The organism is Gaetbulibacter sp. PBL-D1, assembly GCF_050509525.1.
Taxonomy (GTDB): Bacteria; Bacteroidota; Bacteroidia; order Flavobacteriales; family Flavobacteriaceae; genus Gaetbulibacter_B; species Gaetbulibacter_B jejuensis.
In genome coordinates, this window is sequence record NZ_JBNWKB010000002.1 from 123,767 (window position 1) to 150,291 (window position 26,525).

Here is a 26,525-nt window from a genome sequence, read left to right on the forward strand (position 1 = left end):
ATCATATTTTAAAAGCTTTTAGCTTAAAGTAGATATATTTCTTATATTAGGCTTCTTTTCTTACTTATGTTGAAAAAAGCTCTGTTATTAGGAATACTACTTGTTTGCTTTTCTTGTGGTTCAGACGATAATTATGTTTCAAGAGAAATTGAAACAAGTCTTGATACTGCTTCAACTCAAGAGTCTGTTTCTGTTCAAATAGCTATTTTTGAAAACGATGGTTATATTCCCGAACAAGGATTTTTAACAATAAGCACTGCTTCTAATGGTTTTGTGGAAATTTTAAACAATAGCACGCAAGCTATTTTAGATGACCTAGTAGTTTACACTCCAAGTCCAAACTTTACTGGTCAAGACACCTTTACTTATACAGTTTGTGAAAATGAAAACTCTTCAATCTGTGTTACTGAAACTGTATCTATTACTGTGACTTCAACCTCAACCGTAAGCTTCAACCTTAACGAAATACCTTATCAAAACTTATCGGAATATGGGTTTTTTACTGGGACTTTAAAAGACTTAAATCCTAGTTCAGGAGTTGTTCCTTACGACCTTAGTTCTCCTCTTTTTAGTGATTATGCTCATAAAAAACGTTTTTTATGGATGCCTAATAATGTTTCAGCTCAATATGTTAATGATCACAGTCCTTTCGATTTTCCTGTTGGTACAGTACTGATTAAAAATTTTTATTACGAAAATGTTCAACCAACAAATACAACCGTTCTTATTGAAACCCGATTAATGTACATGACTGATGAAGGTTGGGATTTTGCAAAATATGTTTGGAATGATGAACAAACCGAAGCGACTTTTACAGATGATGGCAGCTTTAAAAGTATCGAGTGGATAGAAAACTCACAACTTAAAACGGTTAATTACCGAATACCCTCCAAAAATGAATGTTTTACTTGTCATAACAAATTTGGAACTCCACTTCCTATTGGTCCTAAACCGCAAAATATAAATAAAGAATACAATTACTCCGAAGGTTTAAAAAATCAATTAAACAAGTGGATTGAGGTTGGTTACCTAGAAAACACCATACCTTCCAACATCGTATCAACTGTTAACTGGGAAGATGAGTCGCTTCCTTTAGAAATTAGAGCTAGGTCATACATTGACATAAACTGTGCACATTGTCACTCAGACGAGAGTTATTGTGAGTACAGGTCAATGCGTTTTGCTTTTAACGAAAACGACAACCAAGAAAACATGGGTGTTTGTGTTGATGCTGATACGCAAGTCGAAGGGCTAACAACAATAGTAACACCAAACAACTTTAACGAATCCATACTACACTTTAGAATTAATTCTGTGCAAGATCAATATAGAATGCCTTTACTGGGTAGAACCTTAAAACATGTTGAAGGCGTTAGATTAATAGAAGAATGGATAAACTCCTTAAATACAGATTGCCAATAAATTAAAACTAATCATGATATGAAAAAAATTACTCTAGTTTTATTTTTAATTTCGAGCTGCTTAAGTGCTCAAGTTTTAAATCAATCAGCCAATTGGCCAAATACCAACTGGACACTATCAGGAACCTATGATAGTAATCCATTAATTTTTGTAGAAAACCCAACAGTAGATTCATCAACATTTTCATTTGATGAAGACGAAGCTGGGGATAACTCAATAAATAATATTGCTGCTGTTTCTCCAGTAATTAATCTAACCAATGCTTATAATGCAGGTGAAACATGGATACTAGTAGATGCAAATTATGTTATAAGTATTTATCAAGATGAATCTTTAAGTTTAGAGTATTGGGATGATGATGCTTCAAGTTGGATTAGTTGGGGAACTCCTATTACTTCTAATTCATCTGGTGCGCCAAACAGCAATTTTTGTGGTGGTCCACCTGAAGCCTTAAATGCAGGTCATTTAAACATTTCAGCTTTTACTACCAACCAACTGGCAAACTTTCAATATCGAATTCATTATAATGATAATGGTTCTTGGGGTTGGGGATTTTGTCTTACCTCACCAACCATTTATTCTCAAATGCCTCCTGCTTGTCCTAATATAACTAATCTTAGTGTAAGCAACGTTTCTTATGATTCTGCAGATATTTTTTGGCAAGCTGGTGATGTAGAATCATCTTGGGAAATAGTCATTCAATTGGTGGGAACCGGAGTGCCAACGGGATCAGGAGAAAGCACAACTTTTAATAATCCTTATGAGGCTAGTAGCCTATTAGACAATACAACTTATGAAGTTTATGTTAGAGGAAATTGTGGAGGTGGAGATTATAGCAATTGGATAGGTCCTGTTAACTTTACTACACCTGTATTATCTAGAGTTAACTTTACTCAAGATCCAATAGATGTTGCCTCTGGTTACGATTTAACTGTTGTAGACATGAACAATGACTTCTTAGACGATATCGTTTCTGTATCAAATACTAATGTAAATATTCATTACCAATTAAGTACTGGAGGTTTTAATGAAGCTAATTTACCGACACCTGAAGCTGACTTTATGCCTGGGTGGAGTATGGCAGCAGCAGACTTTGATGCTAATGGATATACAGACCTAGTTTATGGAAACACTTTTGGAGTTACTTTTATGAAGGCAAATGATACAGGTACTGCTTTTACTGAAATCTCTGGTCCTGAAGACGTATTTTCTCAACGCACAAACTTTGTTGACATCAATAACGATGGGCATCTCGACGCTTTTGTTTGTCATGATGTTGCTCCTAACGTTTTCTATATTAACGATGGAAATGGTAACCTAACATTTAACCAAGGTGGATTAGGCGATTATTCATCTGGTGGTAATTATGGCTCTATCTGGATTGATTATGATAACGATAGAGATATTGATATGTTTATTGCAAAATGCGGAGGAGAAGTTGCGAGAAGAACCAATCAAATGTTAACCAATAATGGAGATGGTACTTTTATTGAAAACGCTACTGCCTTAGGACTTGACGACCCAATGCAAACATGGTCTTCAACTTGGGGAGATTATGATAACGATGGAGACATGGATGTGTTTGTTGGTGCAAGTTCAGGAAGTCACAAATTAATGAGAAATAATGGTAATGGTACTTTTACTGATGTAACTTCTGGAGCAGGTGTAAGTACTGCTCCTACTGGTCATGAAAACGTAAGCTATGATTTTGACAATGATGGTTTTTTAGACATTGCTTGTAATGGTACAATTATGTATGGAAAAGGAGACCTCACATTTGAAGATATAGATAATGCGCAATTGAGTTACGCCAATGGATCGTTTGGAGACCTAAACAATGATGGCTTCATCGATGCTTACTACAACGAAACCATATACTGGAACAATACAACGCCAAATAACTGGATAACAATTAATACTGTAGGTACAGTTAGCAATATTCATGGTATTGGAGCAAGAGTTGAAATTCATACAGATTCAGGTACTCAAATAAGAGATGTAAGAAGTGGAGAGGGTTTTAAATACATGAGTACACTTAACACTCACTTTGGCTTAGGTTCTCAAACAAGTATTAATAATATTACTATTTATTGGCCTTCTGGCATTATAGATATTGTTGAAAACCCAACAATAAATACTAGTGTGGTGGTGGTTGAAGGAGAAACTCTTGGGTTGGACGATACGCTAACAGACAACTTAATTATCTACCCTAACCCTACAAAAGACTTTTTGAATATTTCTCTTCCTGCTGATAACCTTGAAAGTGCTATTTACACTATTTTCGATATCTCAGGTAAACGTGTTAGCAATGCTAAATTAGACACTTCAACCTTAGATGTATCCTACTTAAGTGCAGGAAATTATGTTTTAAGAATCATTTCTGAAAATTCAATTAAAACTCAAAAATTTATAAAACAGTAATATACTTTTTATATAAAATTTCTAAAATCGCTCAAGTGACTGAGCGATTTTTTTATGGTACTTTTGCAGCATGCTAAGCGTAAAGAACATTTCATTTAAATACAGTAAAGATTTTATACTTAAAGATATTGACTTCACAGTTAAAAAAGGAGACCATATCTCAATTATTGGCGAAAGTGGTTCAGGTAAATCAACACTGTTAAAGCTTATTTACGGAGAGTTAGATTGCACTAAAGGACAACTGTTTTGGAATACGACCGAAATTTTAGGCCCTAAGTATAATCTTGTTGTTGGCTATCCCTTTATGAAATATGTATCGCAAGAATTCGATTTAATGCCTTTTACTTCTGTTGAAGAAAATATAGGCGCATTCCTATCTAATTTTTTTCCTGAAGAGAAAAAAGAACGCGTTAATGAACTTCTTGAAGTAGTTGAGTTAAATGCCTTTGCCAAAACTAAAGTAAAACTACTTAGTGGAGGTCAAAAACAACGTGTAGCATTAGCTAGAGCTATTGCAAAACAACCTGAAATATTGTTGCTAGATGAACCTTTTAGTCATATTGATAACTTTAAAAAACAAAGTCTAAGACGAAATCTTTTTAACTATTTAAAAGTAAAAAACATTGCTTGCGTTGTTGCCACACATGATAAAGAAGACGTCTTAGGATATGCTGATCGAATTTTAGTCTTAAACGATTCAAAAATTGTTGCAAACAACACACCTGAAGCTCTTTTTAAAAATCCTAAAGAACCTTTAATTGCTTCTTTTTTTGGAGAGTTTAATACTATTGGTGGTCAAATTATCTACGCACATCAATTAAAAGTGGTTGAAAATTCTAAGCTGAATGTTACTGTAAAACAGTCTTACTTTAAGGGAACACATGTTTTAATAGAAGCCATATACAATGGAAGTTCGGTGTTTTTTAACCACCACACTAAACTAGAAAAAGGAGCAAACGTGTGTTTAGAAGTTGTTACTCAACCTTAGTAATTTTAAAGGTTTTATCTCTAAAAACAACCTCATCTCCTATCGTTTTTCCTATTAGTTTTTGACCTATTGGTGTTTGTGGAGAAATTGCAAAAAACGCTATTCCGTTAATACGTATTTGACCAGTACTTATTGCTATAAAATAATTTAAATCGCTAGTGTAAACAACACTTCCTAAGGTAATTTTTAAAGTTGTACTTAAAGGATTTACTTTAAAAAGAACCTCTTTTAAAGCTTCAGCTTCTCTAAGTTGTTCACCTGCTTTTTCTCGCTCTAACTGAATCATAGCGCGACCTGTTTCGTGCTTATCTCCTGCACTACTTTTGATTTCAGAAAGTAATGATTGTTGAATTTCTTCTATGTTACGCTTGATAGCTTCAATTCTGCTTTTAACAAAATTTAAACACTGACTGTATAGTTCTTGCTTGATATTCACTTAAATTAACTCTGATAATTCTTTACCTATACTACTACCTATTGCAACTCCCATACCTCCTAAACGCACACCACAAAATACATTATTGGACACTTGTTTAACAATAGCTTTCTTTTGATTACCAACTCCCATAATACCACTCCATCTATGTTCAATTTCAAAAGGTGTATGAGGTAAAATGGTGGTTTTTAATAACAGCTCTAGTTGGTCTTGAATTAATTTGGTTTGATTAAATTCTGTTGTTTCTTCGCCTTTAAAATCAAGGTGTCGACCTCCTCCAAAAAGGATTCTATTATCAATATTTCTAAAATAATAATAGCCTTTATCTAAATGAAACGTTCCTTTTATGGGTAAGTTTTCAATAGGTTTAGTAATTAAAACCTGAGCTCTTGCAGGTTTTACATCTTCATCTAATAATTGAGACGCAAAACCATTTGTGGCTATTATTAGTTTTTTGGTTTTAAACTCAAATGCATTAGTTTTTAGATGAACTAAAGCTGTAGTTTCTTCAAATGCTTCTAGTGTAAGGCTATTAAGTATTTTAATGCCTTTAAGCAATACTTTTTCTAGTAAAGCTTGCATCATTAAACCTGTGTCTATTTGACCTTCAAACGGATTAAAAACGTACTTGTCTTTGATGTTTTTGAACTTAAAGTCATTACCTCTTAAACCAAATACATCAGCCTTAAAAATAGGATTTAACAAGCTGTTTACTGATTCTCGCTTGGACAAACAATCTTCATATAATTCATGGTCTGTTTCAGAGAAAAGCTCATAACCACCCAATTGCTGATAATCTATCGCTTTATCAGACAAGTTTTCTCGCAATAACCGTAATCCTTCAATACGTTTTTTTACAAGGTTTACAACCTCTTCTTCTGTATGTGTGTTTAAATCATCTAGAATTTCGCTTAAGCTACCAAAACAAGCAAATCCTGCATTTTTAGTGCTTGCGCCTTGAGGTAAAATCCCTTTTTCTAAAATTAAAATTTTAGCTTTAGGGTATTTATTTTTTAAGTGTAGCGCACAGTTTAAACCAACAATACCACTACCAACAATAGTAAAATCGATAGTGCTTAACCATGTTTTTATTTCCCAGTAACTAAAATTCAAAAAAGTGAAATGTTTATTACCGTAAATGTACTTATTTTTTAGTAGTATTTTTGACTTGTGTTAAGGATAGAAACGGCATCCTTTTTTTGAGGAACGAAGAAAAAAGATATAGTGAATAGCCTGACTTTTGCCCATGAAATGGCAAAAGGAACACCATAAAAAAACTCCGAATTTTCATTCGGAGTTCTATTGTTTATTCTTCAGTTGGTTTTTCCATTACAAAATCTTCCATAAACTTAGTGGTATAGTTTCCTGCTAAATAATCAGGATGTTCCATAAGTTGTCTGTGGAAAGGTATTGTAGTTTTAATACCTTCAATAACAAACTCGTCTAGAGCGCGTTTCATTTTATTTATGGCTTCTTCTCTTGTTTGAGCTGTAGTAATCAATTTAGCGATCATAGAATCGTAGTTTGGCGGAATACTATAACCAGCATAAACATGAGTATCTAAACGCACACCATGACCTCCTGGAGCGTGTAATGTAGTTATTCTACCTGGAGATGGTCTAAAGTCGTTAAATGGATCTTCAGCATTAATTCTACATTCAATTGAGTGTAGATTTGGCGTGTAGTTTTTACCAGAAATTGGCACACCTGCTGCTACTAAAATTTGTTCGCGTATTAAATCGAAATCAATAACCTGCTCAGTAATTGGATGCTCAACTTGAATACGAGTATTCATTTCCATGAAATAGAAGTTTCTGTGTTTATCTACAAGAAACTCTACTGTTCCTGCGCCTTCGTATTTTATGAATTCTGCTGCTTTTACAGCTGCTTCACCCATTTTTTTACGAAGTGCATCAGTCATAAAAGGCGATGGTACTTCTTCGGTTAATTTTTGATGACGACGTTGTACCGAGCAATCTCTTTCAGATAAATGACATGCTTTTCCACGAGAGTCACCAACAACTTGAATTTCGATATGTCTTGGCTCTTCAATAAGCTTTTCCATATACATATCGTCATTTCCAAAGGCTGCTTTACTTTCTTGCCTAGCCGATTCCCATGCTGCTTTAAGGTTTTCTGGTTTCCAAACAGCACGCATTCCTTTTCCTCCACCACCAGCAGTTGCTTTAAGCATTACTGGGTAACCTACTTCTTTTGCAAGTTTTTCACATTCTTCAAAATCGGCAATAATACCTTCACTACCTGGTACACATGGTACTCCTGCAGCTTTCATTGTAGCTTTAGCTGTTGCTTTATCTCCCATTTTAGAGATCATTTCAGCTGAGGCTCCAATAAATTTTATATTATGCTCTTCACAGATTTTAGAAAACTTAGCATTCTCAGATAAGAATCCGTATCCAGGATGAATTGCATCAGCGTTAGTAATTTCGGCTGCGGCAATTATATTAGACATTTTTAGGTAAGACTCTGTACTTGGTGCAGGACCAATACAAACGGCTTCGTCAGCAAACTTTACATGTAAACTATCAGCATCTGCTGTAGAGTAAACAGCTACCGTTTTAATGCCCATTTCTTTACAGGTTCTAATAACACGAAGTGCTATTTCTCCTCTATTGGCTATCAGTATTTTTTTAAACATAACTAGATGAGTTTAAAAGTTTATGATTTATGTGTTTAGAGTTCTAGCTAAAATAGTTTTGAACTTTTAACTGTAAACTTTAAACTTCGAATTATGATGGATCTACTAAAAATAATGGTTGATCGAACTCAACTGGTGATGCATCGTCCACTAATACTTTTACGATTTTTCCTGAAATTTCAGATTCAATTTCATTGAATAATTTCATCGCTTCAATAACACACAATACGTCACCTTCTTTAATAGTGCTTCCTACCTCAACAAAAACAGGCTTGTCTGGTGAAGGCTTGCGGTAAAATGTTCCAATTATTGGAGACTTTATAGTTACATATTTTGAATCTTCATTTGAAGCTGCTGGTGCAACAGGAGTTGATGCTACAACTTCAGCTGCAGCAACTGCTGCTGGTTGAGCAACTGGTGTTTGAGCCATTGGAATTTGTTGTACAATGGTTGTTGCTTCTCCTTTATCGTCACTTCCTGTTTTAATGGTGATTTTTATATCGTCCATTTCTAATTTAACCTCGCTTGCTCCAGACTTGGCAACAAATTTGATTAAGTTTTGAATTTCCTTTATATCCATAATAAATTAGATTAGTTAATTAAATTGGTTTTATTAGTTAGGAATTATATGCCCATTTTAAATATATTGATCCCCAAGTGAATCCACCTCCAAAAGCAGCAAAAATTAAATTGTCTCCTTTTTTTAGTTTGTCTTCGAAATCACTTAATAGTAATGGTAATGTTGCAGATGTTGTATTACCATATCTATGAATGTTTTTAAGTACTTTAGAATCTTCTAAATTCATTCTACTTGCTGTAGCGTCTATGATTCGCATATTAGCTTGATGTGGCACTAACCAAGACACATCATCATGTGTTAGGTTGTTTCTTTGCATTATTTTTTCGCAAACATCAGCCATATTAGATACAGCAAACTTAAACACTGTTCTACCATCTTGGTGTACAAAATGTTGTTTGTTTTTTACAGTCTCTTCATTTGGAGGTAATATTGAACCTCCTGCTTCTATTTTAAGAAACTCTCTTCCTGAGCCATCACTTCTTAAGTATTCATCTTGAAAACCTAAGCCTTCGGTATTAGGTTCTAAAAGCACAGCTCCTGCTCCATCACCAAAAATAATACATGTAGCTCTATCAGTATAGTCTATAATTGAAGACATTTTATCTGCTCCTATAAGTAGCACTTTTTTATATCTTCCTGATTCTATATAGCTAGATGCTGTTGACAAACCGTAAAGAAAACTTGAGCATGCAGCCTGCAAATCGTATGCAAAGGCATTGGTAGCTCCTATTTTAGTGGCTGTATAAACTGCTGTAGATGCTACAGGCATATCTGGTGTAGCTGTAGCAACAATTACCAAATCGATTTCTTTAGGATCGATTTGCTTTTTTTCTATTAAGTTTTCTGCTGCTTTAACTGCAAGGTAAGAAGTGCCTTCGCCTTCTTTTTTAAGTATTCTGCGTTCTTTTATACCTGTTCTGGTTGTTATCCATTCATCATTTGTATCTACCATAGTCTCTAAGACTTTATTTGATAGTACAAACTCAGGCACAAAAGCTCCTACAGCTGTTATTGCTGCTGTGATTTTACTCATTGCTTATTAATTAGTTATCTCAAAAAAGGTGGTAAAAGTGTCAAAAACAAGTAACTTTTGTATAAAATCACCACTTTTTTGGTCAAATATTATGCAAATTAAGTTGTTTTTAAGACTTTCAAAAATTAATCATAAAAAAAACGCTCTGTTTAGAGCGTTTTATTGTATGCGCGCATAATAGTTATGCTAAATTTTCTTCTTTTTCAGAATTATCTATAAGTACTTGACCTCTGTAATACAATTTACCTTCGTGCCAGTGAGCTCTATGGTAAAGATGAGCTTCTCCTGTTGTAGGGCATGTTGCAATATGAGGCACTGATGCCTTATAATGTGTTCTCCTTTTATCTCTTCTAGTTTTAGAAATCTTTCTCTTAGGATGTGCCATTTTCTATATTATTTATCCGTTAATAGTTTTTTTAATGTATTCCAACGAGGATCAATTTCCTCTGATTGGGTTTTATTTTCTTCAGCTTTAGGGCTTAATTCTTCTAACTTTTTAAGCATTTCTGACTCTAGTGTACCATCTTCAACTCCTGGGTGAACCCTTTTTGCTGGAACTGATAATACTATTAGTTCATAGATGTATTGTGAAACATTGATTTCGTATTCGCCATGAGGAATAATAAGCACATCTAAATGCTCGTCATTATACTCTTCGCCAAACTTTACAACTAAATCAAAAGTACCTTTTACCTTTTGGTTATAAGGCTCATTTGACACATCACAATTAACGTTAACGTCTCCTTTTATTTTAAAATGTAATTCTAAAAAGGTTGTTTTTTTTTCAAAAAGCAATTCTGCTTTTACGTTAACATCATTAAACTCATCATACTCAAAATGCTCAAAGAACTTTTTATCAATTTGATAATCAAAATGATGTTTCCCTAGCTTTAATCCTACAAAAGGGATTGTGTACTCTTTTAACAACTTCATATCCACATTCATTTTGAGCCTGCAAATATATAAATTTTTTATTAAGTAGCCGATGTTATAAACAATTTTTGTTTATATCTTTTTTGGCGCTTTTTTTAATGGGTTTTTTGAAAGCTCGTTATATTCAGTTCTATTCTTAAATATTTTTAATGCTGTAAAGATGGCTTCTTTAAAAGAACTTTCGTCTGCAATACCTTTTCCTGCTATTTCATAAGCTGTTCCATGATCTGGCGATGTCCTTATTTTAGCTAAGCCAGCAGTAAAGTTTACACCATTTCCAAAGGCAATAGTTTTAAAAGGAATTAATCCTTGATCATGATAGGAAGCTACCACAGCATCAAACCCTTTATAGTTGCCTGAACCAAAAAAGCTATCGGCTGAATAAGGCCCAAAAACCAATTTTCCTGATGCTTTAATTTTTTGTAGTGTTGGTCCAAGCACTTTATCATCTTCATTTCCAATAACGCCATTGTCTCCTGCATGAGGGTTTATTGCTAAAACTGCAATTTTGGGCCTATTAATTCTGAAGTCTTTTTTAAGTGAGGTATAAACCGTATGTATTTTGTCTTCGATAAGTTGTGGCGTAATATGATTTGGCACATCTTTTACAGGAACATGATCTGTAAGCAAGCCTACTTTTAACGAATCGGTTACCATAAACATGAGGCTTTTGCCACCTATAACTTTAGCTAGATAATCTGTGTGTCCTGGAAATTTGAACTTATCAGATTGTATATTATGTTTATTAATAGGTGCTGTAACCAAAACGTTTATTTTATCACTTTTAAGTGCAGATGCAGCAGCCTCTAAAGACCTTATAGCAAATTGTCCAATTTTTGGGTCTTCCTTACCAAACTCAATATTGACATTATCTTTCCATGTATTAAAGACATTTACTTTACCTTCAACTATTTGGTCTAAATTATTTATACCATGAAAGTTTATACTACTATTGAAATGTTTTTTAAAAAAGGACATCACTTTTACTGAAGCAAAAACAACTGGCGTACAAAAATCAAGCATTCGAGAGTCTTCAAATGCTTTTAATGTGATTTCTGGTCCAATACCGTTTAAGTCTCCTATAGAAATTCCTACTGTAATTTTTTCTTCTTTTTTCATTAAAATACTTTCTTAGTGTGTATTTTTACAGTTACAAATTTAACCATTTATTCGACATTATGTTTACAGGAATTATTGAAGAAATAGGTACCGTTACCAAGTTAAGCCATGAAGATGAAAACCTAGTTCTTACAGTAAAAAGTAATATTTCATCTGAACTTAAAATAGACCAAAGTGTATCTCATAACGGAATATGCTTAACCGTAACAAGCATTGATAATAATGAACATACTGTTGTTGCTATAAGAGAAACATTAGCAAAAACTAATCTTGGTGGTTTAAAATTAAACGAAGGTGTTAACCTTGAAAGAGCAATGAAACTTGGTGATAGACTAGATGGTCATATTGTTCAGGGTCATGTTGACCAAACAGCAGTTTGTACTTTTAAAGAATCGCAAAACGGAAGTTGGTTATTTTCTTTTAAGTATGACGATTCACTTAACAACATTACAATAGAAAAAGGTTCTATTACTGTTAATGGCGTTAGTTTAACTGTTGTAAACTCTAAAAAAAATGAATTTAGTGTTGCAATTATTCCTTACACTTATGAACATACAACTTTCAAACAAATAGAGGTTGGTGATACAGTAAACTTAGAGTTTGATGTTTTAGGCAAATATATAACTAGGCTTCACGAGTTAAAGCAAGAGTAATTACTTTATTTTCTTTTTTATTCCATAAAATAAACCTATAGCTACCAGAAAAGCAATACCACCATCAATAGGAAGTCCTGGTGGAGGTGGAGGGATTGGAGGAGGAGGTGTTCCATCTACTTGAGCGTTGCATACAAAACTTATTAATACAAATAAGATTGAGGCTAAAATTTTCCTGTTTTGTATTCCCATTTTTTACTTTTAATGTATAAAAAGTAAGTTATTAACCCTTATTTTAAAAGTAATGATTTATAAAACTATAGTGTCAACAAAATTTTTAATCGCTTCTAAATAAAAGTATTCAAACTTGAACACATATACTGTTATTATTAACAGCATATTTTAATTTAAGTTGTAAATGTATAAAAAAAAGCGAGTTAACAAAATAAAATCCCAACAAACATTCTTTAAAATGCAAAAATCATCGACGAAATGCATCGCCAAAAGATATATTTTTCACTTACTTTAATAGCTCTCAAATATAATATAATTAACTTATTTTAAAACAAAATCTAAGTTTAAAACTTCATTAACTTATTGTTATTTGGAGCTTTATCAATAATTTTTAATGTATACGTATTTTTTATAAAAGCAGTTTTATTATTTGCAATCTTAACAGAAAACAATATTTCTTGTAAGAAAAAGGCTTCAATTTTCCACAAACTACATTTTTCACATGACAACATGTGTTTTTAAACTTAATTTAAAGACTTTTTTAAATATCATTTTATTAGAAACTACTACTAAAAATTCTCATTCTTGATATTTTAATCTAAATTTCACGATAATTAAATTTAATACAAATCAGTACATGATAAATTTAAGCACAATAGATTACGTTTTTATTTTTGGGTTTTTCGCAATTACCTTGGGTATTGGCTTTATGGTATCAAAAAAATCAGGTCAAAATCCAGCTGAATATTTTCTTTCGGGTCGTACTATGCCTTGGTGGTTACTTGGCGTTTCAATGGTAGCGACTACATTTTCAACAGATACTCCCAACCTTGTTACTGATATTGTTAGAACTAATGGCGTGTCTGGAAACTGGGTTTGGTGGGCATTTTTAATTACTGGCTTACTAACTGTTTTTGTGTATGCTAAATTATGGCGAAAATCAGGAGTATCAACAGATATTGAGTTTTACGAATTTAGATATGGTGGCAAACCTGCAAGGTTTTTACGTTCTTTTAGAGCTGTTTATCTTGGTGTTATTTTTAATATTCTTGCCATGGCAGCGGTTACATTGGCTGCCATAAAAATAGGGCAAGTTATGCTTGGGCTTACTGCGTTACAAACTGTAGGGATTGCTGGTGCTGTAACAGTTATTTTTAGTGCTGTTGGCGGATTTAAAGGAGTAGTTTACACCGACTTTATCTTGTTTTTTGTAGCAATGTGTGGCGGAATTGGTGCCGCGTACTACTGTGTAAACTTGCCTGAAATAGGTGGTTTAAGCGCACTTATTGAGAACGAAACTGTAGCCTCTAAACTAAATATTTTACCTGATTTCAATAATAAAGAAGCGCTTATTACGCTTTTAATTATTCCAATAGCTGTACAATGGTGGAGCGCTTGGTATCCTGGAGCTGAACCTGGTGGTGGTGGTTATATTGCGCAACGAATGTTGGCTGCCAAAAACGAAAACCATGCTATTGGTGCAACGTTTTTCTTTAACATACTTCATTATGCATTACGTCCTTGGCCTTGGATAATTGTAGCGCTTTGCTCAATAGTTATTTATCCTGATTTAATAAGCCTTAAAGATGCCTTTCCAAATATTACTGATGATAAATTAGGTCATGATATTGCATATTCTGCAATGTTAACCAAATTACCTAGTGGACTTTTAGGCGTTGTACTTACCTCGTTAATTGCAGCTTATATGTCAACTATTTCTACGCATCTTAATTGGGGTTCATCTTATATCGTTAATGATTTTTATGTGCAACGTGTTAACAAAAATGCTTCTCAAAAAGAATTGGTAAATGTTGGAAGAATATCAACAGTTATTCTAATGGCTGTTTCTGCTATACTTGCTTTGTTGCTTAACAACGCACTTCAGTTATTCAATATTATACTAATGTTTGGTGCTGGCACAGGATTAATCTTTATACTGCGTTGGTTTTGGTGGCGCATTAATGCGTGGAGTGAAATTTCGGCAATGTTTGTTTCTGGGATTATTTCTTTGTTGCTGAATTCAAAATCAATTGCACTATCTGCTTGGTTATTTGGCAATGAAAATACTATTGGCTTAATGCCTAGTTGGATGACTTATCCTTTTATTGTTATAGTAACAACAGGAGTTTGGTTGCTAGTTACTTTTTTAACTAAGCCTGAAAAAGACGACACTCTGTTTTCATTTTACAAAAAAATACAACCTGGTGGACCAGGTTGGAAACACACTGTCAAAAAAGCACAAGACCAAGGTGTTGACCTCAACCTTAACAAACAAGAATGGAATGTGCCTTCAGGAGTTTTAGCAACAATTGTTGGATGTGTTACAATATATAGCGTGTTGTTTGCAACAGGTTATTGGATTTATGGACAATACACAAAAGCTACTATTTTAACTTTTGTTGCGCTTGTATCTGCTTTTGCCTTAAAACATCTTTGGAAGAAGATAAAGGCTGTGGTTTTTTAACTATTCTAGGTTAATGCCAAAAGCTTTAAAAGCTAATAACTGTCCTGGGGTTTCAATAGATTTTAACTCTAAGCTACCTTCAAATTTTGTGTCATTATCAATTAAGACTTCATAATCAACTGTAGGTTCGTTGTCTTTTTCTGTAATATTAATTTTTAAAGTAGGCCAACTTAAATCATTTTCAACCCATTCAATATTGCTGTCTTTAAGTTCCTCAACTATAGCCTCCTGTTCTGGTGTTAAACTTGTATTGACTATCTTTAAATTAAACTTCATTTCAAGCTCCGAATAAGGCACTAACTGAGGAAAATTCATATAAAACGCTAACAAATGTTCATTCGCCAAGGCTGCATTATCCTTTTCAAGATAGGCTTTACTTAATGCTTCATGTACTCTAGCTACCAGTAGCTTTTCATTAGTAGCATTAAGATGCTCGTCTTTTAAAACGCCTTCAAGTTTTTCAATCGCTAAGTCATATTCTCCATCTTCTAAATGAAATTGTCCTATAAAATAATTGAAGTATTTGTGCACGTTTTCACGCTCGTCTTCTTGTAATTTTTTCTCAAATATATTGATGAAGTACTTAGGATTAAAATACTTTATGAGCTCCCAAATCTCATCAAAAAACAAGTTGTTTTCAGAAGCAAATAAATTGTAATACCCTATAAATCGTTCAGGATCTGCAGATAATTCACTTGTTAACAACAAATGCGCATTTTCTTGTTTAAAGTGATGTTTTGAAATCTCGTAGAGCGTTTTAGGTTTATACCAATAACCTTTGTCTCTAAACTTTAGCTCTTTTATAGACTTTTTATGGTACAAATATTTAAATAAAAGCGTGTTACGATTATACGACACTTCTCCCCAAGTACTGTTAACGTGTATTTCTTTAAAGTTTGCTGCTTTATCACGAAATTCTTTAGACTTTTTTAAATCTCCTGAATAATAATAAGCTCTACTTAATGCAATATTATTCCACCCAAAACCAGGAGATGGACCAAGGTATTTAATAGACCTATCAATAATTGTTTTTGCTGCCGATAAATCGTTTTTAAAAATCTTGATAGCAGATTGCATATAGTCAAACTCTTTTACGCTTTTCTCTTCGTAGTTATCGTTTTTACGTGCTTTTTCGTAGCTTTCTTCTGCTTCGTCATACTTGGCTTGTATAAACTGAAGATTACCATAGTTGTTATACGACAACCTATCGTACCTTTCTAATTGTTTACTAAAATATTCGGCAGAATCTGTTTTAAGTTGATGGGAGTAAATAATGTTTTTATAGTGATAGTAACTCAACAACGCTCCATTTCCATAATCTGGCCAATAGGTATTTATAAACCATTGGTTGTTTTTGTCACTGTCTTTAATAGAATCGGCATATTTAGAGGCTAGTTGAAGATTTTCTTCAATTGTAGATTTTAAAAACGGATACTTTTCTGGACTGTACATCCTGTTACGCAAGTAAATCCATGAAATATTGCTATACGGATTAATACCGAAATTGAATACAAAGTCGCGTTTTTGAAGTCGTTTAACCGCCTTAATCGCTTCACCAGGTTTATCTATATATTCATAACTTTTTGACAAGTAATAAATGAGAATAGCATACTTTCTTTGGTATTGATAACGATCAATATATGTTCTAATATCGGTAGTTCGTCTTAGTTCTCTATAAAAATCTTTTTCAAGCAGCTCAACAGCTTTTACAAGCGACTTTATTGCCGACTCATATCCTCTTTTATCCGAAGCTCTGTCGTACCTATAGTTTGCTTCAAAAAAATGACCAACATAGTACGTACTATCTAACTGAATCATTTTTTGTGAAAGCTCATAGGCTTTACGACCACTATAACTTCCTCTAAACTCTCGTTCCAATCGGTCAATTTCAATGCGTTGCGCAAAGAGCGTCATTAGCCCCAAAAAGAAGCAAATAAAAGTTAAGCGTATTTTAGTGCTTGTACTATTCACAAATTACTTTTTTAAATTAAGTCTTGACAAACGCGAAATTTCAGTTTTTACTATACTGTCAATAGCGCTACCTTCAGCACTAAGGTTTTTAAATAATAATCTATGCTGAAGTACTGGTTTTACCAAAGCTGCCAAATCATCTTCAATTACATAGTTTCGTTTATGAATTACAGCATAAGCTCTTAAACATTTTAAAAGAATAATTCCAGATCTAACTGATGCGCCTAAAATAATTCCTGAATGTTCTCTCGTACCTCTAACAATGTTATTTATGCTCTTAATAATTTCGTCGTCAACATGAACTTCTTCAGCTTTACTGCGAAGTGCTAAAATATCTTTCATGTTCAACACTGCTTCAACAGTATCTTGCGATCGCTGTATTTCTAATTGCTTTTTATAGATTTTTAACTCTATGTCTTCGCTTACGTACCCAAAACTAATCTTCATAAAAAAACGGTCCAATTGCGCATTTGGTAAAGGATAGGTTCCTTCCATTTCAATTGGGTTTTGTGTAGCTATTACAAAAAATAGGTCTTCGAGCTTATAAGTTTGATCTCCAATAGAAATTTGATTTTCTGCCATACACTCTAATAAAGCCGACTGTACTTTTGGTGATGCTCGGTTAATTTCGTCTGCTAATAAAATATTACAGAATAAAGGTCCTTTTTTGAAAATGAAGTCTTTGTTACTTTCATCGTATAAATGCGACCCAATCAAGTCCATTGGTAACAAATCTGGAGTAAACTGAATACGTTTAAAATCGGAATGTGCTTGCTCACCAGACAACGAATGTGCCAAGGTTTTTGCCATAACCGTTTTACCAGAACCTGGATTATCTTCTAACAAAATATGCCCTTTAGCAATAAGACAAGTGATAATTTGAATAATCTGCTCTCTATGTCCTTTTACAACCTTTCCAATGTTTTCAATTAATACATCTATATTTTTTCCAGAAGTATCTTCAGCAATGGTTTGTATGTGGTTTGGGCTTGTATGTTCTAGGTCTTGACTCATAATAATACACTATTTTTTTAGATTAAGATTCAGCATGTAGTGAATCCATTTATTTGGTTTAATAAAATTGAAAAAGCGCTGCGACTTACTATATTTTGAAAACACTTTTTGATTAAAATCAGAATGAAACTCTTTAATTAAATCAACCTCAGCATTAGTAAGTTGGTCTTCGCTATATTTTAGTTTTTGATAGGTTTTAACAAAATCCTCAAAGTGAGTTCCAAACTTAGGGTCAACGACATCTCGTGCATAAACCATAGGTGTTTGGTGGTCTCTTGGAATACCCATTTGATTAAGTATAAAGTGGGCGTTTTTATAATTGACTTCTGATAGCATTGTAATAGAACTGTGATTTTTAGCTTTTTTAGACAACCACAAATAATAACATATTGGCAGCAACATTAACACCAATAATATTAACAGAATTGTAGCAAGCACATAAATTGACCAATCTGTTATGGTTTTCATTGCACTATCTTCCTCTTCTTTAGTAGCGTCGTCTAGCTTTTCCTCTTCAATTTTAGGAACATGAACTTCCATAATTGTAATTGGGTCTGGAAAAAGTTTCATGTAATTTTCAATAGTCTCGCTATTGTATTTTTTCCGAATTCGTCCTAATTTATAATCAAAAGACACCATTACAGCTGTGTCACCAAGTTTTACATTTTTTAAAGCAATTGGTTGTTCGCCTGCAAACACTTTGGCTTGGTTAACGTCAAACGACATGTCTAAAAGATTGGTACTGTCTAGAGCAATACCATTATCGTTGATAATCATTTTATCAACGCGAACTTGCATTGTTTTACTTAGGGTATCTACTTCGGTAATTACTCCTTTACCAACATAAGTTTCTTTTGTTGGAGGCGTTGGAGGTGTACCATCAGGTTGTGGTGATTGTTCAGCATCTGTATTACTTACTGTCATGTCAAAATCTAGCCAACCGTATTCTGGTATATAAACTTGCGTCCAAGCATGACCTTGATCTCCATAAAACCAATACCAACCTGGAGTTTTGTGACTTCTATCAACCGTCATAAATCCAACAGCTACACGTGTTGGTATTCCTAAAGATCGTAACATAAACAATGATGACGTTGCAAAATAAGTACAGTAACCTCTATGTGTGTTGAACATAAATTCATCTAACATACTTGCGTTAGGAATGTTTGGGTCTGTTAGTTTTCCTGGTGTTAAAGTGTAGACGTATAAAGGATCTCCTTTTTCATCTTTTGATAAGAAATAATTGCGAATGCTTAATATTTTATCAATAGTTGTATTGTCTCCTTTGGTAAGACTATCTGCCAAATGACCTATTTTATTATAGAGCTCGCCTTCAGGAACTTCGGTATAATAGTCCATAAACCGTTCGTTTTCGCCTTCATAACTTTTAGCGCGTCTTAAGGTGCGATAACGGTTTTCTTGATAATTAATAATTGACTCGTCTTGGGTATTGTAAACAAAATAAGCACTATTGAGTTCTGATACTTCAGAAAACACATTGTAAGCAAACTTATAGTCTTTTTTAAACTCTTCTTCAATTGAAATTGGTTGACATGCATAAGCTGTACTTGGAGCCACAAAAACCTCAGGACTAAGACCAGCAATATAAATGGTACTTTTTACCTCTTTGGTAGCGCGTTCCATTTTGTCATAAACCAATACAGAGTCGTTTACTTGAGTGAAATATTGAGGGATTTTTGTTGGGTTTGGTAAAAATAAATCGCGAACAATACTGTCTGGATCAACTTCAAATTGCTCTAAAGTTGGATTGTACTGATTTAAATGATACAGCGTAATGTACTGCGGATTTGGTGTTGTAGGATTGATAAAGTTATCAATATTGGCACAAAACAACAGTTCTTCTGAAACGTTTAATCGATCTCTAAGTCCTAAATAATCATCTAAATTAAATCTGGTATTAGAGTTACTTTTATCAGAATCTTTTTTGTCTTTGTTCTCATTTTCTCCATCAGAATCTTCTTCATCGCTTTCATCACTTTGACCTTGTGTAATCTCGTTTTGAATATGGTCAATCTTTGAGTCTAACAACTGTATTGTTGACCAAAACAAAAACAACGCTATTAACGAAAACAACAAAATTCTTCCAACTACCATAACGTAATTGGTTTTTTCTTGCTTTTGAATAGTTTTAAGCAATTCTTTTACAAACAGTACGTAAAACAAGTAGAGTACCGTTGGTGCAACAAGCCATATCATTTCATTTACGTTAGACATTTCCATATCTGAAATGAGAATGACTGACAGTGTTGTTAATAGTATTGAAAACACTATTAAATAATACCTCCAACGTGATATTGCAAAGCCCGAAAACCATCCAAACACAAAAATGCTGGTGTTTATTTTAAACCGATTTGCCACATAATAAGCATCAAACTCATTAAAGGACGATGCACTAATAGAGCTGTAAAGAATATTAATAATGAGCAGTAGTAAGCCAAAAATAATTAGAAATCGAATTTTGGTTTTATGTAATAAATATGCTGTGATAATTCCTGCTGAAAACACACCAATTAATACATGCTTGTTGACAAAAAGCAATGAGTAATACTCTGACAGAAAATCGAGCAACGGATACATTATAAGTATCGTAGGAAGGATTAAAAACAGTAACCCAAGTGTAAGTTCTTTGTAGTCTATTTTTCTCATATAATCTGTCCTGTAAAATTAGAGTTAGACACTAATTTTTCTATACCTTCTTCGTTCTTTTTTAGTTTTTTTCGGGTTGCCGAAAATATCCAAGCTAGCTTGTTAAGTTCGCTTTTTTGATCTTGTCTTAAAAATAGGTTTTTGAAATTAAACACGTTTTGATGGTCTAAATGTCGCGATGCTTTTACAATAATAATGTTTGAAGTTCCTTTTTCAATTAAGGTAGTAAGCTCTTCTAAGCTAATTAAGGTCGACACACATATTATAGATTCTCCAGAGGCTTTCAGTTCGTTTACCGAAAAGTTGTTTTGCCAACTTGCCGAACTTAGCTGAAACCCAACACGATCATTCTCGTTTACCGATATAAATTCGTTTACAGCTTGGTCAATATTGAATTCTACTTTTCTGTCTTTTTTCTTAATATTTAAACAAATATTGTACACAATATCTTTGTAATAATTAAGCATACTAACCGCATATGCCGAAGTAAGATCTTTAGATAAAACGTTATAAAAACTTGTGTAAAATTTTATGTGCGAAGCATAAGGGTTTATAACCTCAGGCGTTCTAATGACAAGCTCTCTATTTTTAGCAAAAATTTTCCAGACAATTCGGCGAACATCATCTCCAACTTCAAAATCTTTATAGTTGAGATAATCACCTTGTATTTTACGAGACGTTTTTATTTTTTCTTTTTCTTCCTTAGTTTTTGAAGGGTTAATATCATCAACGGAAAGTTCAATTTCAGAAGAATGAAGGTAAAATGCGTTTTTTGATTTTTTATACGTTGTAAAACGAAAAAACTGCAAATAGTCAATAAAACTAATAACAAACCCTTTAACGTGATATTGCTTCCTGTCTGGTAACCAAATTAAAGTAGAACCTTCTTTTGGCAATAGTTTTTCAAACCCTTGAGAAAACTTATTGATAACTACAGTGTCTGAGAGTTTTCCATTTTCAAATTCTATCTTTATTTTGATGTAACCCAACAACGGAAGTATGGCTTTTGGTAAAGAAATTAAAACAGGTACTTGTCCTGCAACTCCTTTTATGTTACCATCTAATCCTATATCAATTTTAGGATTAATAGTTTTCTTATTGATGACAAAATACAGGTAGCAAACCAACGTGTATAAAAAACCTATACCAATTAAAATCAATATAAACGTTCCAATTACCCACGCAAACAGCTTAAGATATAAAGCAATATTGGTGTCCTCGATGAAGAACTCCATTTTAACAAAATAGATTGCTGTTATTAGTACTAAAGCAAAAATTATTGCATTTCTTTTAAAAGGCAGGTAACTAATAATTCTATTAAGGCTAAAATTCAAAGTGAAATTTGTTTGAAATGGACATTTGGTTTACAAAGGCTCAATCTACAAAAAATAGGTAAGTATCTAGCAACTAAAAATATATTTTAATTTAAGTGTTGCTTTGTATAAACGTCTCTTATAATATGGTAATTGTTAAAACCAAAAAACCGCTTCAATGATTTGAAACGGTTTGTTTTGTGGTCCCACCTGGGCTCGAACCAGGGACTTTCTGATTATGAGTCAGATACTCTAACCAACTGAGTTATAGGACCCATTAGCTTAACGCTAATTATTAATCTCTTCTAAAAAAGAGTGTGCAATATTACTACTTATTTTAATACTCTACAAGAATTTTTAATCCTTTATGTCTTGGCACAACTCAATTAAAACACCATTTGTAGATTTAGGATGCAAAAACGCAACCCATTTATTGTCGGCTCCTCGTTTAGGTTCTTCGTTTAAAACGATAAAGCCTTCTGTCTTTAAGCGTTCAATTTCTGACTTTATATCGTCTACCGCAAAAGCTATATGATGAATTCCCTCTCCTTTTTTCTCTATAAATTTTGCAATAGGACTATCGCTGTTGGTCGCTTCAAGCAACTCTATTTTATTAGGTCCTGATTTAAAAAATGAGGTTCTTACGCCTTCGCTTAAAACGTCTTCTATTTTATAATGTGCTTCTCCAAACAAGCTTGAAAACAGTTTGTTGGACTCGTCAAGGTTTTTTACTGCAATACCAATATGCTCTATTTTGTTCATTTTTAAGGTGTTTTGTGCCTAAGGCATAAATTTTGTGTATTCAAAAATAAAATAATCCTTAAATATCAACTATTTTTGCATTATGGAAAGCAACAGACAAAAAAAGATAAGTGGCGTTTTACAAGAAGATTTAGTAGATGTACTTCAAGGTGCAGCAACTAAAGGTGGTCTTAGAGGTGTTATCATTTCAGTAACCAAAGTTTCGGTTACTGTAGATTTATCTATTGCAAAAGTTTACTTAAGCATTTTTCCTAATGATAAAGGCGAGGAACTTTTAAAAGGCATTCGCTCAAACACACCATTAATTAGGCACGAACTAGCACAACGTACCAAAAATCAATTACGAAGAATGCCTAGTTTAGAATTTTTTATTGATGACTCTTTGGAATATATTGACCAAATTGAAAAGTCTCTTAAAGGAAAAGAAAACCCTATTAGCAACCCTGATCTTCTTAATAAAAGAAAAAAGTCATAATTGAATGTTTCTTTATATATAGCTAAACGTTATCTGTTTTCTAAAAGCAGTAACAACGCTATAAATATTATGACTGTTATTGCGGCTTCAGGTATTGTTATAGCCTCAGCTGCATTGTTTATTGTACTTTCTGGTTTTGCGGGTTTAAAAAACTTTAGCCTTGAATTTTCTTCGTTTGTCGATCCTGATTTAAAATTGACTCCTGTTGAAGGAAAATCGTTTGTGTTTTCTGAAAAAGATTCGTTAGCACTTGCTGATATTTTAGATATTAAATACTACTCAAAGACCATTGAAGAACGCGTTATTCTTGAATTTGACGGAAAACGAAAACTCGCAAATATAAAAGGTGTTGATGCTAATTACACGCGTGTAACATCTATTGATACTATGGTTGTAAGTGGTTCTTGGTTAACCGATAGTAACCAAATTGTTTCTGGTTGGGGAATTTCAAATACATTGTCTTTTGGTGTTTTAGATTATGGTAAAAGTCTTACTATTTATGTTCCTAAACCAGGTAAAGGACAAATAAGCTCAGTAAGAGGTGCGTTTAACTCTATAAATGCTGTAAACACAGGCGTGTTTCACATTAATGAAGATTTAGACAATGAGTATGTGTATTCCAATTTAAACACTGCTAAATACCTTATGAATTATAACGATAATCAAATTAGTAGTATTGAGCTTAAACTTACTGAAAATGCTAATGAAGCTAGTGTTAGAGACGCTTTAACTGCTGCTTTTGGAAATCGTTTTCAAATTAAAAACCGAAATGAGCTTAACGATTCTCTCAACAAAATGCTCAATACAGAAAATATGGCTGTGTATCTTATTTTTACTTTAGTAATCATTATAGCCTTATTTAATGTTATTGGTGCATTAATCATGATGATTTTAGACAAAAAAGAATCGTTAAATACTTTATTTAACCTTGGGGTTGATGTATCACAAATTAAAAATGTGTTCTTTCTTCAAGGTAGCTTAATGACTGTTTTAGGAGGTATTCTTGGTTTAGTCATTGGCTTTTTAATTGTGCTGTTTCAATATCTTTTTGAACTTGTCATGCTAACTCCGTCGTTACCTTATCCTGTCGCTATAAAACCTATCAATTTTGTAATAGTGCTAGTTACTATAACCGTTTTAGGAATATTGGCTTCAAAACTTGCGTCTAGCAGAATAAATAAAGCGCTGGTAAATAATTTTTAAGAAGTTAAAAAAGTTACACAAACTGGTAGTCAGCAAACTTATCTAATACTTCATCAAAGGTATCAAATACATCTTTAGGGTCATCGCTAGTTACCATTTTGGTTCTATACTCCTTAAAGTTTGGAATACCTTTAAAATAGTTGGTGTAATGACGTCTAGTTTCAAAAACACCTAACTTCTCCCCTTTCCAGTCGATTGACATTTGCAAATGACGTCTTGCGGCATCTACACGCTCTTCTAAACTAATTGGTGCTAAATGTTCTCCTGTTTTAAAAAAGTGTTTTACTTGCTTAAAAAACCATGGGTTTCCAATAGTAGCTCTACCAATCATACAACCATCTAATCCGTAATCGTCTCTCATTTCCATAGCACGTTCAGGAGAGTTTACATCTCCATTTCCAAATACAGGAATGTGCATTCTTGGATTGTTTTTTACCTGAGCGATCGGTTTCCAATCTGCATTTCCTTTATACATTTGTGCTCTTGTACGTCCATGAATAGAAATGGCTTTACAACCAACATCCTGAAGACGCTCAGCAACTTCAACAATTTTTATAGAGTCGTGATCCCAACCCAATCTGGTTTTTACTGTAACTGGTAAATTCGTGCGTTTAACCATTTCGGCCGTTAAGCTTTCCATAAGGCAAACATCTTTTAAAATACCTGCTCCAGCGCCTTTACTTACTACTTTTTTTACAGGACAACCAAAGTTGATGTCAATAATGTCTGGGTTAGATTTTTCAACAATATCAATAGTTTGAAGCATGCTATCTAAATTGGCGCCAAATATTTGAATACCAACAGGACGTTCTTTTTCATAAATATCGAGTTTCATGACGCTCTTAGCTGCATTACGAATTAACCCTTCGCTAGATACAAACTCTGTATATACCACATCTGCGCCTTGTTCTTTGCATAACGCTCTAAACGGAGGATCGCTTACATCTTCCATTGGTGCTAACAACAATGGAAAATCTGGAAGTTCTATATCACCTATTTTTACCATACTAAAACTCTATTTCTGCTTCTACTTTATCCTCTCCTCTTTTTACAGTCACTTTGGTTTTATCGCCTGAGTTAAAACTTGACAAAGCTCGCATATAACTCATCATATCTGTTACCAAACTATCTCCTAATTGTATAACAATATCACCTTTTTGAAGCCCTGCTTTTTGCGCTGGTTTATCTTCGCTAACACCATCTATTCGCATACCTTCTCCATCAAACAAATAATCAGGAATTACACCTAAGCCAACCTTAAATCGTGGTGTTTCTTCACTTTCATTTTTAGTTTTTCTAAAGGCTAACTTTCCGTTATCATCAAGGTCTGAAATAATATCAAAAATATAGCTTGAAATGGTTTCCATACCTTCAAAATTCAACTTTTCAGTATCGTCACCTGGTTTATGGTAGTCTTCATGCTGACCAGTAAAAAAATGCAGCACAGGAATATCATTATTATAAAAAGAGGTGTGATCGCTTGGACCAACACCAGATTCATTTTCAATGATTTTAAATTTAGAATTGTTTGCTTTTACAACTTGCTTTAAAATAGGAGACGTACCAACACCATAAACCGCAAGCGTACTATCTTGCTTTAGTCTACCAACCATATCCATGTTTAGCATGTAATTGGTTTTTTGTAAATCTATTGTCGGGTTTTTTGTAAAGTAGTTAGATCCTAACAATCCCATTTCTTCGCCAGAAAAAGCCATAAATAGATAGTTGTTTCCTGTATTTGTGCTTTTAAGTTTTCTAGCCAAATCAAGCAACACTGCTACACCACTTGCGTTGTCGTCTGCTCCATTATGAATCTCATTAGTTTCTCCTCTATGCAACGATCCTTCTGCACCATACCCTAAATGGTCATAGTGTGCTCCAATAATGATAGTATTTTCTGCTTTATTATCTAAAAACCCAATAACGTTAGTTCCTGTTATAGAGCTGTCTCCATCCTTAACAATGTAATTAACTTCTTGGTGAGGATCTGTTTTTGGTTTAAAAGAAAACGCTTGGTAAAACCCTTCGGTTCCTTTAGCTGTAAGTCCTAAATCTTCAAACCTTTGAGCAATATATTCAGCTGCAGCTTTTTCACCATCGGTTCCTGTCTGTCTTCCTTCAAGCGCATCATCTGCCAAAAAAGTAACATCATCCTTAATTTTACTGCTTATTGTTTCGGTTTTTTTACAACCCAATAGCGATACAAAAAAAACTAGTAGCGATATTCTCTTCATGATA

23 protein-coding genes and 1 tRNA gene are annotated in these 26,525 nt (G+C 33.3%); 7 read left to right on the plus strand and 17 right to left on the minus strand.

Annotation, left to right across the window (positions count from 1 at the left end):
• The first annotated feature begins 66 nt into the window (after positions 1–66).
• The 3 genes from ACQ0RB_RS02520 to ACQ0RB_RS02530 all read left to right on the plus strand — a co-directional run bounded on the left by ACQ0RB_RS02520 (position 67) and on the right by ACQ0RB_RS02530 (position 4,831).
• Positions 67–1,422, plus strand: a complete 1,356-nt coding sequence (locus ACQ0RB_RS02520; protein WP_430496268.1) for an Ig-like domain-containing protein — start codon at positions 67–69, stop codon at positions 1,420–1,422.
• 18 nt (positions 1,423–1,440) lie between these two features.
• The gene (locus ACQ0RB_RS02525) at positions 1,441–3,843 is read left to right on the plus strand and encodes an FG-GAP-like repeat-containing protein (RefSeq protein ID WP_430496270.1); all 2,403 of its coding nucleotides are present in this window, start codon (positions 1,441–1,443) and stop codon (positions 3,841–3,843) included.
• A 70-nt stretch (positions 3,844–3,913) separates the two neighbouring features.
• Complete coding sequence (locus ACQ0RB_RS02530; RefSeq protein WP_430496272.1) at positions 3,914–4,831, plus strand: ABC transporter ATP-binding protein; 918 nt, start codon at positions 3,914–3,916, stop codon at positions 4,829–4,831.
• Here ACQ0RB_RS02530 and ACQ0RB_RS02535 read toward each other — a convergent pair.
• The 8 genes from ACQ0RB_RS02535 to pdxA all read right to left on the minus strand — a co-directional run bounded on the left by ACQ0RB_RS02535 (position 4,818) and on the right by pdxA (position 11,591).
• Entirely contained in the window at positions 4,818–5,267 is a 450-nt protein-coding gene (locus tag ACQ0RB_RS02535) for a 3-oxoacyl-ACP synthase (protein WP_430496274.1), read from the minus strand. The two genes, ACQ0RB_RS02530 and ACQ0RB_RS02535, sit on opposite strands and share 14 nt — an antisense overlap.
• Entirely contained in the window at positions 5,268–6,380 is a 1,113-nt protein-coding gene (locus ACQ0RB_RS02540) for an NAD(P)/FAD-dependent oxidoreductase (protein ID WP_430496276.1), read from the minus strand.
• Between the two features lie 193 nt (positions 6,381–6,573).
• Complete coding sequence (accC, locus tag ACQ0RB_RS02545; RefSeq protein WP_430496278.1) at positions 6,574–7,926, minus strand: acetyl-CoA carboxylase biotin carboxylase subunit; 1,353 nt, start codon at positions 7,924–7,926, stop codon at positions 6,574–6,576.
• 91 nt (positions 7,927–8,017) lie between these two features.
• Complete coding sequence (accB, locus tag ACQ0RB_RS02550; protein WP_131506428.1) at positions 8,018–8,506, minus strand: acetyl-CoA carboxylase biotin carboxyl carrier protein; 489 nt, start codon at positions 8,504–8,506, stop codon at positions 8,018–8,020.
• 37 nt (positions 8,507–8,543) lie between these two features.
• Entirely contained in the window at positions 8,544–9,539 is a 996-nt protein-coding gene (locus ACQ0RB_RS02555; RefSeq protein ID WP_134198305.1) for a beta-ketoacyl-ACP synthase III, read from the minus strand.
• A 181-nt stretch (positions 9,540–9,720) separates the two neighbouring features.
• Positions 9,721–9,924 (minus strand): 50S ribosomal protein L32, encoded by a 204-nt coding sequence (rpmF, locus tag ACQ0RB_RS02560; RefSeq protein ID WP_129759835.1) that lies wholly within the window; start codon positions 9,922–9,924, stop codon positions 9,721–9,723.
• An 8-nt stretch (positions 9,925–9,932) separates the two neighbouring features.
• Positions 9,933–10,472 carry a YceD family protein gene (locus tag ACQ0RB_RS02565; protein ID WP_129759834.1) on the minus strand — a complete coding sequence of 180 codons (540 nt, stop codon included), beginning with the start codon at positions 10,470–10,472 and terminating at the stop codon, positions 9,933–9,935.
• A 72-nt stretch (positions 10,473–10,544) separates the two neighbouring features.
• On the minus strand, positions 10,545–11,591 hold the full coding sequence (gene pdxA / locus ACQ0RB_RS02570) for a 4-hydroxythreonine-4-phosphate dehydrogenase PdxA (protein ID WP_131506426.1): 1,047 nt from the start codon (positions 11,589–11,591) through the stop codon (positions 10,545–10,547).
• 59 nt (positions 11,592–11,650) lie between these two features.
• Here pdxA and ACQ0RB_RS02575 point away from each other — a divergent pair, with 59 nt between their 5' ends.
• A complete protein-coding gene (locus ACQ0RB_RS02575; protein ID WP_129759832.1) occupies positions 11,651–12,244 on the plus strand; it encodes a riboflavin synthase in 594 nt (197 codons plus the stop codon).
• Here the strand turns inward: ACQ0RB_RS02575 and ACQ0RB_RS02580 are convergent, their stop codons facing one another.
• Positions 12,245–12,436, minus strand: a complete 192-nt coding sequence (locus tag ACQ0RB_RS02580; RefSeq protein ID WP_129759831.1) for a PID-CTERM protein-sorting domain-containing protein — start codon at positions 12,434–12,436, stop codon at positions 12,245–12,247. It abuts the gene before it with no gap.
• 619 nt (positions 12,437–13,055) lie between these two features.
• Between ACQ0RB_RS02580 and ACQ0RB_RS02585 the strand changes: the two genes are divergently transcribed.
• A complete protein-coding gene (locus tag ACQ0RB_RS02585; RefSeq protein WP_430496283.1) occupies positions 13,056–14,882 on the plus strand; it encodes a sodium:solute symporter family protein in 1,827 nt (608 codons plus the stop codon).
• Here the strand turns inward: ACQ0RB_RS02585 and ACQ0RB_RS02590 are convergent, their stop codons facing one another.
• The 6 genes from ACQ0RB_RS02590 to mce all read right to left on the minus strand — a co-directional run bounded on the left by ACQ0RB_RS02590 (position 14,883) and on the right by mce (position 22,609).
• Positions 14,883–16,853, minus strand: coding sequence for a hypothetical protein (locus ACQ0RB_RS02590; RefSeq protein ID WP_430496285.1), 1,971 nt, complete (start codon positions 16,851–16,853; stop codon positions 14,883–14,885).
• 3 nt (positions 16,854–16,856) lie between these two features.
• Positions 16,857–17,867 (minus strand): AAA family ATPase, encoded by a 1,011-nt coding sequence (locus ACQ0RB_RS02595; protein ID WP_430496287.1) that lies wholly within the window; start codon positions 17,865–17,867, stop codon positions 16,857–16,859.
• A 9-nt stretch (positions 17,868–17,876) separates the two neighbouring features.
• Complete coding sequence (locus ACQ0RB_RS02600; protein ID WP_430496288.1) at positions 17,877–20,534, minus strand: transglutaminase-like domain-containing protein; 2,658 nt, start codon at positions 20,532–20,534, stop codon at positions 17,877–17,879.
• Positions 20,531–21,769, minus strand: coding sequence for a DUF58 domain-containing protein (locus tag ACQ0RB_RS02605; RefSeq protein WP_430496290.1), 1,239 nt, complete (start codon positions 21,767–21,769; stop codon positions 20,531–20,533). Before ACQ0RB_RS02605 ends, ACQ0RB_RS02600 begins: the two co-directional genes overlap by 4 nt.
• 279 nt (positions 21,770–22,048) lie before the next feature.
• Positions 22,049–22,122 (minus strand) — tRNA-Ile (locus ACQ0RB_RS02610).
• Between the two features lie 82 nt (positions 22,123–22,204).
• The gene (gene mce / locus ACQ0RB_RS02615) at positions 22,205–22,609 is read right to left on the minus strand and encodes a methylmalonyl-CoA epimerase (protein ID WP_129759825.1); all 405 of its coding nucleotides are present in this window, start codon (positions 22,607–22,609) and stop codon (positions 22,205–22,207) included.
• An 82-nt stretch (positions 22,610–22,691) separates the two neighbouring features.
• On the opposite strand from mce, the gene rbfA reads away from it, so the two are divergent.
• The gene (gene rbfA, locus ACQ0RB_RS02620; RefSeq protein ID WP_129759824.1) at positions 22,692–23,084 is read left to right on the plus strand and encodes a 30S ribosome-binding factor RbfA; all 393 of its coding nucleotides are present in this window, start codon (positions 22,692–22,694) and stop codon (positions 23,082–23,084) included.
• Positions 23,085–24,287 carry an ABC transporter permease gene (locus tag ACQ0RB_RS02625; protein ID WP_430496293.1) on the plus strand — a complete coding sequence of 401 codons (1,203 nt, stop codon included), beginning with the start codon at positions 23,085–23,087 and terminating at the stop codon, positions 24,285–24,287.
• A 13-nt stretch (positions 24,288–24,300) separates the two neighbouring features.
• On the opposite strand, the gene dusB is transcribed toward ACQ0RB_RS02625, so the two are convergent.
• Positions 24,301–25,293 carry a tRNA dihydrouridine synthase DusB gene (dusB, locus tag ACQ0RB_RS02630; protein WP_129759822.1) on the minus strand — a complete coding sequence of 331 codons (993 nt, stop codon included), beginning with the start codon at positions 25,291–25,293 and terminating at the stop codon, positions 24,301–24,303.
• Between the two features lies 1 nt (position 25,294).
• On the minus strand, positions 25,295–26,521 hold the full coding sequence (locus tag ACQ0RB_RS02635; protein WP_430496295.1) for a M28 family peptidase: 1,227 nt from the start codon (positions 26,519–26,521) through the stop codon (positions 25,295–25,297).
• Positions 26,522–26,525: the final 4 nt, after the last annotated feature.